This window comes from Limimaricola variabilis, from assembly GCF_014195545.1.
Lineage (GTDB): Bacteria > Pseudomonadota > Alphaproteobacteria > Rhodobacterales > Rhodobacteraceae > Limimaricola > Limimaricola variabilis.
In genome coordinates, this window is sequence record NZ_JACIBX010000003.1 from 176172 (window position 1) to 190926 (window position 14755).

15 protein-coding genes are annotated in these 14755 nt (G+C 60.3%); 5 read left to right on the forward strand and 10 right to left on the reverse strand.

Annotated elements, in window-relative coordinates; translation table 11 throughout:
* Positions 1 to 109 precede the first annotated feature (109 nt).
* From FHS00_RS06535 to FHS00_RS06565, 7 genes are all read right to left on the reverse strand, one after another.
* On the reverse strand, positions 110 to 1042 hold the full coding sequence (locus FHS00_RS06535) for an IS5 family transposase (protein WP_183471048.1): 933 nt from the start codon (positions 1040 to 1042) through the stop codon (positions 110 to 112).
* 788 nt (positions 1043 to 1830) lie between these two features.
* Entirely contained in the window at positions 1831 to 2202 is a 372-nt protein-coding gene (locus tag FHS00_RS06540; RefSeq protein WP_183471050.1) for a hypothetical protein, read from the reverse strand.
* Between the two features lie 18 nt (positions 2203 to 2220).
* Positions 2221 to 2694: a hypothetical protein gene (locus FHS00_RS06545; protein ID WP_183471234.1), complete on the reverse strand. Its 474-nt coding sequence runs from the start codon at positions 2692 to 2694 to the stop codon at positions 2221 to 2223.
* Positions 2606 to 2809: an antitoxin Xre/MbcA/ParS toxin-binding domain-containing protein gene (locus FHS00_RS17945; RefSeq protein ID WP_183471052.1), complete on the reverse strand. Its 204-nt coding sequence runs from the start codon at positions 2807 to 2809 to the stop codon at positions 2606 to 2608. The genes FHS00_RS06545 and FHS00_RS17945 overlap by 89 nt, the downstream gene beginning before the upstream one ends.
* Positions 2802 to 3089 carry a hypothetical protein gene (locus tag FHS00_RS06555; protein WP_183471054.1) on the reverse strand — a complete coding sequence of 96 codons (288 nt, stop codon included), beginning with the start codon at positions 3087 to 3089 and terminating at the stop codon, positions 2802 to 2804. The genes FHS00_RS17945 and FHS00_RS06555 overlap by 8 nt, the downstream gene beginning before the upstream one ends.
* The gene (locus FHS00_RS06560; RefSeq protein ID WP_183471056.1) at positions 3086 to 3304 is read right to left on the reverse strand and encodes a DUF433 domain-containing protein; all 219 of its coding nucleotides are present in this window, start codon (positions 3302 to 3304) and stop codon (positions 3086 to 3088) included. The genes FHS00_RS06555 and FHS00_RS06560 overlap by 4 nt, the downstream gene beginning before the upstream one ends.
* A 962-nt stretch (positions 3305 to 4266) precedes the next feature.
* Positions 4267 to 4704, reverse strand: coding sequence for a hypothetical protein (locus tag FHS00_RS06565; protein WP_183471058.1), 438 nt, complete (start codon positions 4702 to 4704; stop codon positions 4267 to 4269).
* 632 nt (positions 4705 to 5336) lie between these two features.
* Between FHS00_RS06565 and FHS00_RS06570 the strand changes: the two genes are divergently transcribed.
* The 3 genes from FHS00_RS06570 (at position 5337) to FHS00_RS06580 (ending at position 8917) form a co-directional block, all read left to right on the forward strand.
* On the forward strand, positions 5337 to 5627 hold the full coding sequence (locus FHS00_RS06570) for a hypothetical protein (protein ID WP_183471060.1): 291 nt from the start codon (positions 5337 to 5339) through the stop codon (positions 5625 to 5627).
* A gap of 95 nt (positions 5628 to 5722) precedes the next feature.
* Entirely contained in the window at positions 5723 to 7831 is a 2109-nt protein-coding gene (locus tag FHS00_RS06575; protein ID WP_183471061.1) for a phage/plasmid primase, P4 family, read from the forward strand.
* Between the two features lie 258 nt (positions 7832 to 8089).
* Complete coding sequence (locus tag FHS00_RS06580; protein WP_183471062.1) at positions 8090 to 8917, forward strand: hypothetical protein; 828 nt, start codon at positions 8090 to 8092, stop codon at positions 8915 to 8917.
* 165 nt (positions 8918 to 9082) lie between these two features.
* Here FHS00_RS06580 and FHS00_RS06585 read toward each other — a convergent pair whose 3' ends face one another.
* Complete coding sequence (locus FHS00_RS06585; RefSeq protein WP_183471063.1) at positions 9083 to 10171, reverse strand: ATP-binding protein; 1089 nt, start codon at positions 10169 to 10171, stop codon at positions 9083 to 9085.
* 129 nt (positions 10172 to 10300) lie between these two features.
* Between FHS00_RS06585 and FHS00_RS06590 the strand changes: the two genes are divergently transcribed.
* Complete coding sequence (locus FHS00_RS06590) at positions 10301 to 11506, forward strand: IS256 family transposase (protein WP_183471064.1); 1206 nt, start codon at positions 10301 to 10303, stop codon at positions 11504 to 11506.
* A 198-nt stretch (positions 11507 to 11704) separates the two neighbouring features.
* Here the strand turns inward: FHS00_RS06590 and FHS00_RS06595 are convergent, their stop codons facing one another.
* Complete coding sequence (locus FHS00_RS06595; protein WP_183471065.1) at positions 11705 to 11929, reverse strand: hypothetical protein; 225 nt, start codon at positions 11927 to 11929, stop codon at positions 11705 to 11707.
* Between the two features lie 749 nt (positions 11930 to 12678).
* Here FHS00_RS06595 and FHS00_RS06600 point away from each other — a divergent pair.
* Positions 12679 to 13659, forward strand: coding sequence for a DNA cytosine methyltransferase (locus FHS00_RS06600; RefSeq protein WP_183471066.1), 981 nt, complete (start codon positions 12679 to 12681; stop codon positions 13657 to 13659).
* On the opposite strand, the gene FHS00_RS06605 is transcribed toward FHS00_RS06600, so the two are convergent.
* Entirely contained in the window at positions 13636 to 14661 is a 1026-nt protein-coding gene (locus tag FHS00_RS06605; RefSeq protein ID WP_183471068.1) for a hypothetical protein, read from the reverse strand. The two genes, FHS00_RS06600 and FHS00_RS06605, sit on opposite strands and share 24 nt — an antisense overlap.
* Between the last annotated feature and the right edge of the window lie 94 nt (positions 14662 to 14755).

The window sequence follows — 14755 nt, forward strand, 5'->3', positions numbered from 1 at the left end:
AATCGCGCGGCAGCCATTTGGGTTCGAGATCGCGCTTTCAGCCTTGCGGGTCGGGGGGTGTTGTTGCAGAACTCAGGCTTGAGGCGCAGTTAGCCCTTTCCCAATTAGGTCATCCCACGCGAACGATTTCGGCGGCGCCGAGGGCTGAGAAGCGGTTCATGAGGGCGATACGGATGTGGACTTCGGCGGTCTGGCGGTCGGGGTCTCTTGCGGCGATGCGCTCCCCGAACGCCTTGAGGCAGCGCATCTTGGCTTCGACAAGGCTGCGGAGGTGGTAGCCGGTCCATCGTTTCCAGAAGGCGCGTCCGAAGTGCCGTGTGGCCCGGAGGATGTCGTTGCGGGCCGCAGCGGCCGGTCCATCCTCTTTCCAGGGTCGTCCGTTCTTGCGGATCGGGATGATCGCCGTGGCTTGGCGTTCGATGATCGCGGTGTGACAGCGACGCGTGTCATAGGCGCCGTCGGCGGTCACGATGCTGATCGGCTCGTCTTCAGGGATCTGGTCGAGCAGGTCCGGAAGGACCGGGCTATCGCCGTCGCGGCTGGGTGTGAACTCCACGGCGCGAATGTCGGACGTGGCTGTATCCATGGCCAGGTGGATCTTCCGCCACTGGCGACGGCCCTGCGGACCATGCTTCCGAGCCTGCCATTCGCCATCGCCCAGGAACTTGATCCCAGTGCTGTCGACGAGCAGGTTGAGCGGGCCATCGGCCCGGCGATACGGGATCTGGACGGCCAAGGCCTTCTGACTGCGGCACAGCGTCGAGTAGTCCGGCACCGGCCAGTCCAGACCGGCCATCCGCAACAAGCTGGCCACCATCCCGGCCGTCTGCCTCAGCGGTAACTTGAACAGGACCTTGATCGACAAGCAGAACTGGATGGCGCCTTCGGAGAAGATCGGGGGACGTCCCGGTTGCCCCTCATGCGGAGCAAGCCACGTCATCTCCCGGTCCAGCCAGATCAGCAGGGAGCCTCGCTTCCACAGCGCGGCGTTGTAAGCGGACCAGTTCGTCGTGCGGTAGCGGGCAGGCATGGGCTTCGTCATGCCGCCCACCTAAGCGGCTGATCCGCTGTGTGAACCGTCAGGCGGGGAGTTCTGCAACAACGCCCCGACCATGCACTAACAATTAACTTGGAGCACTCAGTTGAGGCAGTTCATCCGATTTGATGGTCCATAATAGAGCTTATGTAACAAGGGCGTGTAAGGCGCTCGATGACTGGGGTCATATAGGAACCGAACTCATACGATTGAGGATGGCGACAGGGACACAGATTCCCGGGCCGTCCCTATAGCCAGACCTCTCACATCGCTGGCGGATGTGACGCGAAAGCCTCAGTCAGCGCATTCATCTCAACGGTGTTTGGGCAGGATGGTCGCCATGAGGTAGATGTTGGACATCCGCCCTGCGGCTTAGAAGATCATACCCTTCAGAGTGGCCACCACAATGTTGGACTCCGCCTTCGGGCGGCTTAGAAGATCATCCGAATATGGCTTTCTGCCGATAGGACTATGCCGCAACGCGTCGAGCTTCTCGCGACAATCCTCGTCCGCTTCCGAGAGATCCAAGACGAAGTCGGAGACGTCATCCTGAGTGTATTTGCCCATCGGCGACGACGGCGCCTGGGAGCACCGGAGAAGAGCCGCGGGCGGTGATACCGGCATCGGCACCCTCACCATCCTCTCGACGGGTTCAGGGGCCGCACATGCGCCCAGGAGAGCCAGGGCTGGGATCATCATCGTCCGGATCACTGGAGGGCCTCCAGAGAGCCCCTGAGCACCGGGGCGACCTCGCCATCCTCGAGTCCATCCAGACTCTCGCGAGCGGCGCGATATCAGCCGGCACGCTCTATCTGTCTATCGAGTTCGGCTTGCACCGCCGCGAGGTCTTTGAGGTGACGCTCGACGAGGGCGACGGCTTCTTCTTCAAGTGATCGGATCTCGGCGTCGCGGGCCTCGATAGCTTGCTCCATGACGCCGATCTGCGCGGTCTTTACCCGGGCCTCATTCCGCATCGCGAGGAACTGGGCCACCAGGGCAACGAGCGCGAGCGTCGGTAGGATTTTAATGAGACGGATGCCGCCGATTGAGCTGCCCGCATGCCCACAATAGAATCCGGAGGGCCGCAGGGTCCCGTCTAAGTTTTTGATTATTATTATTTTTTCTCGATTCAGGCGGTTGACGCCGACGTCGCAACGCACGGGCATGGTGCGACATTCGCCGGATCAGGGGCAATCGTCCTCGTCATCCGACGCGATGGGATCGGTGATCTCCGGGAGCTCCTCGTCGATCGGCTCCCACGCTTCAAGGAGTTGGGTGAGCTTCCCGGCCGGGGTGCCTCGCTGAGTGGAGGCTATGAACTCGAGCTGCTCGTGGTTCGACATCGCTGCCACTCTTTCGCGGATCAGGTCAGCCCCGGTGACCCCCGGCAAGTCTTCACGCGAGAAGCCAGCGCGAGGCGATGAGGGATCACGATATCGCTTCACGCGGTGCCGCATGTAGTCAAAGCTCTCGATCTGAAAATCCCATCCCCGATACGAGATGTGGGTCAGCGTGCCGTCCTTGAGGTGGAACTCGACCTCCGATGGGTCGATCAGGATCTCCCTCGGATTATCCATGCCACGGCCCCGAGATCTCAGCGCCGAACGATGCCAGGATCGCGTCTGCATCTTCTTCCAGGCGGTCACACGGGCGCGCACCGCCGAGGCTCCTATTCGGCATGGTGAGCCATTGGAAGAGCGCCGCACGGCCTCCCCAATCTTCGGAGCGCATCTCATCGAGGCGGGCGATCGTGTCGAGCTCTGCGTCAGTCATTTGTCGCTCCCTGAGTCGTCGAGATAAACTCGAGGCGCTCGTGGTTGGACATGGCGGCGAAGAGGCTGGAGAGCGTCTCCGCCGCTATACTCTGCGGCGGTCTTTCCGGCTTGAAGGCCACGATCTCCGTTGCGGCGCCACGCTTGAACTTTCGAACCCGAAAGAGCTCCAAGACCTTCGCCTCGAACTCATACCCGCGATACCGGACCCGGACGATGCCAGTCTTTTCGCACGGCTCGCCGATCAGCCTTACCTCCGCCGGGTCGATCTTGATGCTCACGGCTTCTGTTCCGCAGGGAAGGCTAAAGCCGCCCGGATGTCGGCTTGCGTCAGTTCGGGGTAGTCCGCAAGGATTTCAGCCTCACTCATGCCCGACGCCAGCCAATCGAGAATATCGTCCACCGTAATGCGCAGGCCGCGAATGCAGGGGCGGCCGCCGCGGAGGCCGGGAACTATTGTGACGATGCCTGCCCAAGTTGCCGGTTTCTCGGTCATCACCCCTACCCTCCCATGATATTCGCGGCATATTCGCGGCGTATTTGTCGGCCTCATCCTGGAACTTGGCGCGGCTCTCATCGTCTCCGGGGTGCTCGCCATTCCACCCCTGCCCTCGTGCTCTCGACGCCGGCCATATACGCCTCCCGCAACATCCTCGCGAGATCGGGCGACCGGCCGCCCATAATATCGACCGGCTCGTGGACGGAGAGTTGGGTCGGGTCGAATGAGAGAGGGCCGCGCCAACCGCACCTTTCGATTATTGTGCGCTCTTTATCGCACACGGCAACAGCCAGGTCGCCACCGCTAAAGTAGTACCCACGACAGTGATCCGCCACGAGATGCATGCCATCGTGGCCCTACGCCAGTCTAATCCCATGCCTCAGCGAGATCCGCGCCAAGTCATCGAGGAAGGCCTTGATCTGGGTGGGGGTGGGTGCGTCAGTCTCCTTTTCTTTACAGGGAAATAGGGATAGAGCTGGCGCCGCGGAAATCACCGCGCCCGGCCCTACGAGATCGGCTTTTCCTTTTTAGGATCGGCACTAATCGCCGGCCTCGTTGCGTCCCATTCGACTTGAGCGCGGATACGAGAGATCATGCTCGCCACGACCACCGGGTCAGGCTCAGATGTGAGGCAGGCTCGACGATCTTACCACGCACTCACGAGGCACGACACGCCGTCGAGGATCACAGATGCGGCGATGCACGCGATGAGTTCGAGGGTAATAGAGGGCGGGTCTCTCTCTGTCTTTCGAGAAAGATGGTGCCGAGCTCGGCGCGCCGGAAACGCTTACCGATCGAGCAAGTGATACGGCGCGTCTCTCATCGCCTTCTCGGCGACGTGCCTCAGATCCCGGCGCCGCCCTCGACGCACCTCGAGCCAGAGCGCGAGGAGCACCCCGGCCGTAAAAACGGCCGAGATCAGGACGAGGATGAGCTGGGCTTCGTTCGAGAGCATGGGCTTAGGATAGCTCATGCCTGAGGCGACGTGCACGTACTTCCTCGAGGAGCTGCTCCAGCGCGCTCTCGACCGAGAAGCCCTCGCCATATCCTGCCTCATCCGTCGGAACCGCACCGAGAGCCAAGACCATCGGGTGGATGACATTCCAGAACGCGTCCGCGTTGGGCCACTCATCTACGAGACGCCACAGATCCCGCCCGGCCGCAATATCGGCCTCGAGATCGGCATCTTCCATTAGGTCGGCCGCGGCCGTCCGAGCACTCCAGAGAGAGCACGCACCATCCATTGCGAAGCAAGTGTGCCGAGCAATCGCGTCCGTCCGCTCGACGAGCTCGAAGATGAGCCCCTCCAAGTGCGGATCGTCAGCCTTAGGCAATGCCGAGGCGGCCTCGTAAGCGTCATTCGCAACAGTGTTCAGGCGCTCGAGTAGGTCAGTCATGGAAGTCTCCTCAATGTGTCTGAGAAGCACCTGTTGTCGACCGAGACCAACCGGAAGAAAAAAGTCGAAACGGCCCCGATCTCACCCACCGACCAGAACATACCACCTCGGCGAAACCGAGTGCCTCTTTTCCTTGTCAGAGCGGAAATCGCGGGAAATCAGGACGATCCAAGACGATCATCCTGGCTCCGGATTGGCTCTTTCTCAAATGTTTTCAGGCAGTTCCTTTCACTCTTCATGCTATAAGGATGATCCACCCTTTTCCGGAAAAACTCTCATAGAGAAGGGTCATTCTTAAAAATGGTAAAACCACAGACTCCCTCGCGCCCGCGTGGGGGTAATGTCATCATCCTACAAACTAAAAACGCCCCTCTCCTAAAGGGATTTCTTCCGAAAGCCCTGGATTATCCCGCCACCTCGTCGAAAGACAGACAAATCCTGAAAGAATAAGGAGTTTTGTGCCAGGACGATACCAGGGCGATCATCCTGCACGATCCTGCTCCGGGACTTCTGCGACTGAAAATGTGCCCCGAAGTTAAAAAATCTTCACCGATCGTTTGGGGACGGCACCACTTCCTCTCTACCTGAAAACTACCCGGAACAAACGGGAAATAATCACGAGAGGAAACGCTGTGAAAATCCTGCGCAAGCCCGCCTATATAGGCACCACAAGCCAATTCCTGGAGCTCCAGGTTCTGGCCAAGGCCACCGGCACCTACGCTGAGCGTCATCAAGCCGCCCGGGTCGCCATCGGTAAGTCGCTGATCGGCGAACGCGTCTCGGTCATACGTCTGGGCGGCAAAGACTATCTCGTCGCTCCTCGCGACCTCGAGACCCTTCCGACCGGCGTGAAGCCCCGCGCCGTGGGTGTGCTCTCGGCATGCGACGACCGGGGCGTGATCGCCCTCGATACGATCGACTGAGAAAAATCGCAGGGCCGTTTTGGGCGGCCTGACGACGACCCCAATATTCTCCAGCCGGCGTCAGATCGGTGGAAAAAAGTAAAAGGTATCGAGCTATGAAGACCACCATGATGAAAGAGATCGCGCGCAAGATTGCTCTCCGCGAAGAGCAAGCCGCCGCGATCCGTGAGGCCGCCGCGAAGACTGCCCGCTCCTCCGCCGCGTCCAATCTACCCGCGGACGACCTGACCGCGATCAAAGGTATCGGCGCCGCCGTCGCCGCGAAGCTGGAAGCCGCCGGCATCCGTCATTACGAGAGCCTTGCCGCCACCACCGATGAAGCCCTCGACGCCGTCGCGAAGGGCACCGCTAAGAAAGCCGCGAAGGGTGAGTGGCGCGCTCAAGCCGAGACGCTTGCCGCCGAGAAAGAACCGGTCGAGATGCCGGAGGTCGACCTCGGCCTCGCCGGTCGGATTTCGGGCCGCGACCTCTGGGCCGCCCTCGACCTCGACGGCTCCGACATTGACAACGCGAAGCGCATGCTCGCTCGCTACGAGGGGAAGCTGATCTACGTCTCAGGCCTCGGCACGATGGCGTGGACGGGTAAGCGGTGGAAACTCGAAGAGAAGGACGACGCCCCGCTCGGTCGTGCCGCTCAGACTACCGCCGAGGCGATCAACTTCGAGGCCGCCATCGTGCGCATCGCGCATGAGCACGGGATCGTCGAGCACTACTGCACCTCGAAGAAGGACGCGAAAGAGGCTCGCGAGCTCCTCAACGGTCAGGACGTCGTATTCTGCCACGAAGAGATCGCCGCCCGCGCCATGAAGGCGAAGGATCTGAAGGCCGTGAATGCGATGGGCAAGATCGCGACGGATCACATGCAGGTCGAGCAGAAGGCTATCGACGCTCAGAAGCACCTCCTCACCGTGGCGAACGGCACGATCAACCTGATCACCGGCGAGGTCATCAAGTCCGAACCAGATCACCTGATCACGAAGATGACGCCGCTCTCCGTGCCCACGATCGAGGATCACGAGGGCCGCCGCTGGGTCGCCTTCGATCCGGCCGCGTGCCCGGTCTGGCTCAAGGCGATCTCTCAGGCCTTCCTCGCTGATAAGGATCTGATCGATTACGTCCAACGGCTCGTCGGATACCTGATCACCGGAGAGACCACCGAGCAGAAGTTCTTCTTCGCATCGGGCCGGGGCTCGAACATGAAGGGTCGCTTCTTCAACACGGTCGCGAGCATTATCCCGGAGCATATCGCCGAGGTCGAAAAAGACCTTCTCATGAAGCAACGCGGCGGCCGTAAGGAGATGGGCGGCACGAATGAGGCCGTCGCCGATCTTCGCGGCGCTCGCGTCATTCACGCCGAGGAAGGCGATCTGGACGACGTCCTCGACGAGGCGGTGATGAAGCTCCTCTCCGGTGGAGGCGTGCTCAAGGCCGCGAAGAAATATAAGTCGGAGATCAAGTTCAAACCCGAGGGCAAGATTTTCTACGAGACCAACAACCGCCCCTCGATCTACTCTCAGGACAAAGCGATTTGGCGGCGCGTGGTCGACATCCCCTTCCGCGCTCACTTCGCGAACCCGAACGACGAAGACTACGAGCCGGGCGTCTCGCTCCCGAAGAACGAGCGGCTCGACGAACAGCTCGCGGCCGAGCTTCCGGCGATCCTTGCCTGGGCCGTCATGGGGGCCCGTGTGTGGTATGAGAAAGGCCTGAGCCGCGAGATCCCGGAGCCGGCCGCCATCGTGAAACAGCGGAAGACCTATAAGACCGAGACCGACGTTCTCGCCGATTTCATCGACGACGCGTGCGAGCGTGAGGACAGTAAAGTGATCGCTGCCGGTCAGCTCTATCAGGCATACGAGAACCACTGCCGCCTGAACGCGAACGGCCGGCCGATCTCCTCGAAGGCCTTCTCGAAGGCACTCGACGAGCGGGGCTTCGGACGCTTCAAGCGCGGCGGCCAAGCCTATCGCGATGGTCTGACGCTGAACGAAGCCGGCTGGGCTTACCATCGCGATGAGCGGCCAAAAGATCATGTGGCGCTCAAGGCGGTCGCGCCTGAGCCAGTGTCGGCGGTCGACCGCGACATGGATGCACCGCTCCGGAGCTATGGTGTGAACGGCCGCCTCTACCTCGATCGCCGATCTCCCGTTCAACGTTCGCAAGTTGGTCGAGACGACGGGTCAGAGCTTCCCGGCTCCCGGTGAGACGCTCAAGACCGCATCCAGCCAGCTCCAGTGCTTCGCCCGCTGATTTCTAAATACCTACCCTGACCCCGCTCGATGGGTCTGGGCATCTCGCCCCCGGTCTTGCAATCGGGGGTCTTTTTTACCGGCATCACGATGTGGTGGGCAACGCAATATGTGGTGCGCCAGTTTTAACTTTGCACAAGAGAACGAATCGGCCATATCGGTATGCGGGAGGGACGACCTGAGACTTTCAACCATGACATAAGGTCACGCTACATGAGCAAGCATTATGCTGCTGACGACGACGACTTCCTGATCACCGACCCGGAGAAACAACCCGGCGTCATCTCCGAGGTCCCAGCGGGCGTGAAGCCGCTCCGCCTGGAGCCCATCGGCTATCGTGCCAACATCGAAGTCAGGTGCGCCTTCTGCCGAAACCGGCAGCGCCATATCTACGGGTTCTTCGCTGTCCTGCCCGATGGCAGCCTCGCCCTCTGCGGCAACTGCTGCGCAGTCGAGATTTCAGACAAGTCGACCGTCGCGAAGATCAAACAGGACGTCAAGCGTCGCGAGATCACCAACCAGAACATGATCGTCATCCGCGAGCTCACCCGGGGCCTGCCGGAAGTTCTGAAGGTCCTCGAGCGCGACGTGCTTCCGATTGAGGCGCAGGTAAACTCGACCGCCAAGGAGCTTGAGTGGCTCTTCCCGTCGAGCCGCGGAACATGGAAGACGTCAAAGAAGCTGGGCCTCGCGCGCGGCGGCTTGGTCAGTGTTCTGAAGATCACCGGCAAGCTCGGTGAGCGCGACGTCGAAGGCGTTCTCGAAAAGCGCCAGCGGATCTTCACCGCAATCCGCGAGGGTCTACAGGAACTTGAGGTGGCAGCGAAGGCTCTCCGTGCCGAACCGGTGAAGCATGCCCTTAGAACCCTGGCGCGAAGGGACGGTTATGAGCAGGTCACAATGCGAGGCACCGAGGTCGTCGTCGGCAGCTGGATACCGGACCCCGACGATGACGAGATGGAGATCTTTAGCGAACGGACCGTGCCGTTGCTTACAGTAGAGGTGCCGGATGCGAGAGAGTTGTTGGGATTGATAGAGTGAGAAGAAAGTAGGCCTTCTCCGCACTGACGCATTCCGTATGATGGGAGGCCTTCAGCTCAGCAATCGCTCCAGAAGCAAAGGGCCGCGATCGTTTCGATCGCGGCCCATCTCATAAACTTTGGAGCCATGACCCGTTTCTTTGGTAGGTTTGCTTGAGACCAGCTCTCAAATGTCACCCTCTGGATCATCTGCATCGCCGGCCTCAAGGCGGCTTTGCCTCCAAGCTTGTTGTGTTCTCTGTGAGCCGACAACTTCAACGAAGTCGTCTGGTGTCTGCCTCGCGAACTGGGATACTGCTTCCCGCGCCCTGGCGTAATAAAGCGTAGTTCCCGTGATAGGCTCTACGCCAGTGTGGGTCTTGTCCCCTTCTGGTTTGTTCCAGAACCCAAGGTGATCCGCTGCTCTACGCAGATGCGAATGCGACCAAGGAAACGCATCCCCAAAAATCTCCTTGATAGTCGGGCGCATCTCCTCAACTGCATCGGAGGGTCGCTTTGGGTTTCGTGGGTCTCTGTCGGCAGGTGTCGACAGCTGAACGTTGCCTACGAGTTTGTAGGCTGGCGCGCCGCCGTCCTGCACCAAAGTTCCCCTGTCGATAACGTTCATGTTGGATGCAGCTGTGGCAGGCAGATAGAAAGTCATCTCCTCATTGCCTTCCTCCGAGTCACTTCTCGGGTCGGCAACAACAACTTGGTCAAATCCGATTTCACGGCCTCGGCCCAGATATGCGAATATTTCGCTTCGGATTCTCTCATCCCGAGATTGTAGGAGCTGCGAGAACTCTTCACCTGTGATGGGGGCGGTCTGCCCCCTACGCCGAGTGTAGACCGTGCCTTTGCGCAGAATATTGTCAGTGCCTTGAGCGCCCGAGAGATCCTTGATTGCGATGGCAGGTGGTTTCGATAGAGGTTCAACGAGTAGCACCCCAATGTCCCGGCCCTGAATATCAAGCGTAACGAAGTGCGTGGTGGGAATCGGCGAGATCACTGAGGCGATTTGCTCCGATTGTTGACCTTCGTCTAAGACTTGGCCGTTGAGTCCGACGAGCATGCGAGGATTATCGGAGACCCCGAACACAATGATCCCGCCGTTTTTGTTGGCAAACGCCGCGATGGTCTTCAGAGATTTCCGAAATGTCGCGATCGCCATGTCGCGCTTGAACTCTAAGTCGGTGCTCTCCCGGGCAGTCACACGATATTCGTTATCCCCCCTGGAAAGAAGTCCAAGCCTGGCTTCTAACTCGTCAGCGTCCATCTTAATCCGGTAGTGTCCTGCCACGTGGTGGACTTTCACACCGCGCTGACGGTGTAACCGGGGTGGCCATCGAGGACGTCGGTTATGGTGGAGTTTGCGGACTTCAACCACGGACCGAGGGAGACCCCGATGACCGACACCAACATGCCCCTGATCGAGCTGCTGCAAAAGCATGATGAGGGCGACTTTCTCCGCGCTGTGACCGAGGCGGTGCTCCAGACGCTGATGGAGCACGATGTCGAGGGTCTGATCGGCGCTGGCCGCTACGAGCGGGGCGACGGCCGGCAGACCTATCGCAACGGCTACCGGGATCGAGAGCTGAAGACGCGGCTCGGCGCCTTGAACCTGCGGGTGCCCAAGCTGCGGCAGGGCACCTACTTCCCCGGCTTCCTCGAGCCGCGTCGCACCTCGGAGAAGGCGCTGGTAGCGGTGATCCAAGAGGCGTGGATCGGTGGGGTCTCGACCCGGAAGGTCGACGATCTGGTGCAGGCGATGGGACTGTCAGGGATCTCCAAGAGCACGGTGTCGAAGCTCTGCAAGGACATCGATGAGCGCGTCCACGATTTCCTGGAGCGTCCCCTGGCTGGCGACTGGCCCTACCTGTGGCTCGACGCCACCTACCTGAAGGTGCGTCAGGGCGGCCGTATCATTTCTGTCGCGGCCATAATCGCCGTGGCCGTGAACACGGATGGACGCCGTGAGATCATCGGCCTCAGGATTGGCCCCTCGGAGGCGGAGACTTTCTGGACCGACTTCCTGCGCAGCCTGAAGAGCCGGGGCCTGGCCGGCGTGAAGCTGGTCATTTCCGACGCCCACACCGGCCTCAAGGCCGCGATCGCCCGGGTGTTCGAGGCGACCTGGCAACGCTGCCGGGTCCACTGGATGCGCAACGCGCTCGCCCACGTGCCGAAGGGGCAGCATACGGTGGTTGCCGCCGCGATCCGTCAGGCGTTCACCCAACCCGACCAGAAGAGTGCCATCGAAGTCTGGCGCCACGTGGCCGACCAGTTGCGCCCACGCTGGCCGAAGCTCGGCGCGCTCATGGACGAAAGCGAGGCCGACGTCCTCGCCTACATGGCCTTTCCGGCCCAGCACCGCACGAAGTTGCACAGCACCAACCCACTGGAACGTCTCAACAAGGAGGTGAAGAGGCGGGCAGATGTCGTAGGCATCTTCCCGAACGAGGAGTCCATCATCCGCCTGATCGGTGCGGTGCTCTTCGAGCAGAACGACGACTGGCAAAGCCAGCATCGCTACATGCAGGTCGAAGCTTTTGCGCTCATCGATGCGGCGCAGATCGACCCGCTTCTCAGCCTATCAACACAAGCCGCCTGACCGATGATCCGCAATGACCATCCCGGAATTTACACCAGCTTGACGGACGCGGCCTCTTAATCCTCTGAAATCATTCACCTACTACACATGAGCATACTCTTAGGTATGCCATATCTCGGCCACCTGAATGGACCAAGTGAACCAAGATATTGGTTCAGTCGCCCTATGATTGAAACCCTTTTTCGTCAGGCACTTGGCCTATAACGTGGTTGGAGCCTTTTTGCTTTCTCCTCCTCGGGATCGCTCGAACCGCGCGCCGAGTTTGGCGCCCATGTAAAGCCATGGGCGATACAGCATCCGGTAGATGTCGGGCGGGTCCTGCGTGCCGTCTTTGCGCTTCGTATAGGCATCCATGCCGTGGCGCATGGCCGGCGTCATTCGCGCGCGAGCGCCGCGCCCGTGGCGGTAGATCAACGAACTCATCCGTCCCAGGTATCCTCAGGGCGCGCGGTATCAGCTTCGGAGGATCTATGAGAGCGTCGATCTCCTCGTAGGGACATACGTAGGCCCGCGGTTCGAAGAAGTTGTAGTGAACGCGATAGATGTTCAGGAGCGCGATCAGGGTCTTGGGATTGAAGATCGCGCCTTGGATGTAGGAGCCGCCGACGCGGGCACCTCCACTGCCGGCCCGGGCGGCGACGCTCATCCTCTCACGCAGAGAGTTCATAAAGGAGCTGACAGGCTGAAGTGTCGCCTTGTAGACTCAAGGCACGAGCTCTTCGCGCAGGTCCTGACTCAGCTTTTCTTGGTCAACGGCAGCTTCTTCAGCGTCCTGCGCAGGTGGCGTGGTAGGATGGGAAAACCGACGGTCTTATTGATCTCTCCGCTCGCTTGGGTAGAGGACCGGACCCAGAGCAAAGGGAAGGTCTCGGACCGGACGGAATGCGTCACCTCCGCACCTTTCCCCTTAAGGAGACCACCCGTCCCGCCGAACGGGTCTACCGGTGGGCGAAAATCTTATAGCAGTCCTGCTTGACAGTGGTTCTTCCAGCTGTAGGCGACGCACGCTGTAACATTTCTGACGAGTACAGGAACCGTGATGTGCCTACCATAGTAGGTGCACATCTAATGGGACGGCGCTCCTACGCTTAGGTCAGCATGTTGTCAATATGTTCTTGTCCTTCGCGTGCGATTCTGCTTCAACTTGAGAAAAGCAAATCCGGGAGAGACAGTTGGAGTTCACGAGCATAGATCTGTTTTGCGGTGCTGGCGGGCTGAGCATCGGGCTGGAGCGTGCCGGTTTCCAGTCGGTCATGGGCCTCGACACCAACCGCGACGCGCTCGCGACCTATGCGCGAAACCTGCCTCACGCAAAGGCGGAAGAAAAATCTGTCGTCGGTTATGACTTCAGGCAATGGCGTGGTGTTGATGTTGTAGCTGGCGGACCGCCTTGTCAGCCCTTCTCTAACGGCGGTAAGCGCCTCGCTGCCGAAGATCGCCGCGACATGCTTCCTCACTTCGCGCATGCCGTGAATGAGATCATGCCTCGAGCATTTATCATGGAGAACGTCGCCGGTCTTCTCGCCTCCCGCAATCGCGAGTATCTGAACCAAGTTCTGGCACAGTTCGACGATCGCTACACGATCATCGGACCGCACCTCGTCAACGCGGCCGATTACGGCGTGCCACAGAAGCGACTCCGCATCGTTTTGATTGGGATACTCAAAGGCTCTATCGCCTTCCCAGCACCGACCCACTGCGAGAAGAACTACGTCGCAGCCCGCTCGGTCATCCGGTCGGGAGAGGTCCAGGGGGTGCCGAACGGATCGAAGGTCGTCTACGCTCGCAATCCAGATCTCCGCCAGAGCCCCTACGCCGGGCAACTCTTCAACGGCGGCGGCCGCGCCATCGACCTCAGCAAGCCAGCTCCGACAATCCTGGCCGCGGCGGGTGGCAATAAGACCCACTTCATTGACGAGATGGATCTTGTCCCAGGATACCACCACCACCTCAAAAGCGGTGGCAAGCCTCGCGAAGGCACGCTCGACGGCGGACGCCGACTTACTGTGAAGGAGTCGGCGCTGCTTCAGACCTTCGCCGCCGACATGGTGTTCGAGGGTTCGAAGAGCTCTCAATACACCCAAGTGGGAAATGCCGTGCCGCCGCGCCTCGCCGAAGTCATCGGCGCATCAGTCGCCGCCGCGCTCCACTAACCCCGCCTCTTCAAGTTTTCGGACGTAGGCGTTCACCCGGTCGACGTCCGGCTGATATCGGTCGAGTAGCTCATAGAGCCTTACCAGAGCATCGGCGCGTTGAGGGCGGGTGAGGGCAGCTGTCAGGACCTCGATGACCTGTCGGACATCCAGGACTGCGATGTCTTCTGTAAGCTCCTTCAGGCGCTCGATTGAAGCGGCACGTTCGGCATCAGGCCGGCGGGCGATCACATGAAGCCTGGAGAGGTCGTTGTCTCGGATCGTCTTCGAGGCGCCGTCCATCTTGGTCGACCAGTTGTTGGCGGTTACCTCGAACGCCTCGAGGACGTGGCTGCCGGCGACGATCTGGACGTCTCCTGCCGCCCGCGAGCTCTTGTCCGAGGCGTTCAGGTTCTTGGTCTCCACCCTGGCCGCGCTGGCGTCATGTTCTGCTACGAGAGTCTGTAGCAGGGCGGCCGTCGTGAACTGGTCGTATGCTCCCTGGGATGGAACGTCGACGAGCCCCAGGAGAAGCTCCGCGGTTCGAGCAAAGGTCAGCGTCGACCGGTTCAGTTCGGGCATCGGAAAGACGGGGCGCGCTGTCTCCGCGACGCGGGCGCAAGCATAGTCGAACAAGGCCTGACGTTGATCTACCGTCGCGCCGTTCCCCCAGATGAGTGTGCTGTCGAACTCGGCGAAGTTGCCGCGGGCAAGACGGTCCGTGTTCTTCGCGATGTTCTGGTAGGCGTCTTTCACGGACTTGATGTGCCGGTCAGCAAGAAAGACACCCAGCGCCTGAGCGAGCGTGCGTCCTCCGGTGGGGCGCATCGTCAGATCCCATTCTGGTTCAGCCAAGCCGAACGAAAACTGGATTAGGATGCCGTCGCGATAGCTCACATGGCGGTGGGGCAGAACTACGTCCAAGTCTGCAAGGATGTTTTCCGGAATCACCGCGGGGGCATGAGCGATCGCTACGTTGCGAACTGTTTCGTCGGCTATGAACCTATCGATCTTGTCGAACATCGCAGCCTGCGCATCATCCGTGGTGCTCAAACCCCTGCCCCCTCTGAAATTTTTTTCTGCCTACACTGAATGCAGGGCTCAGGCAATTTCCGCC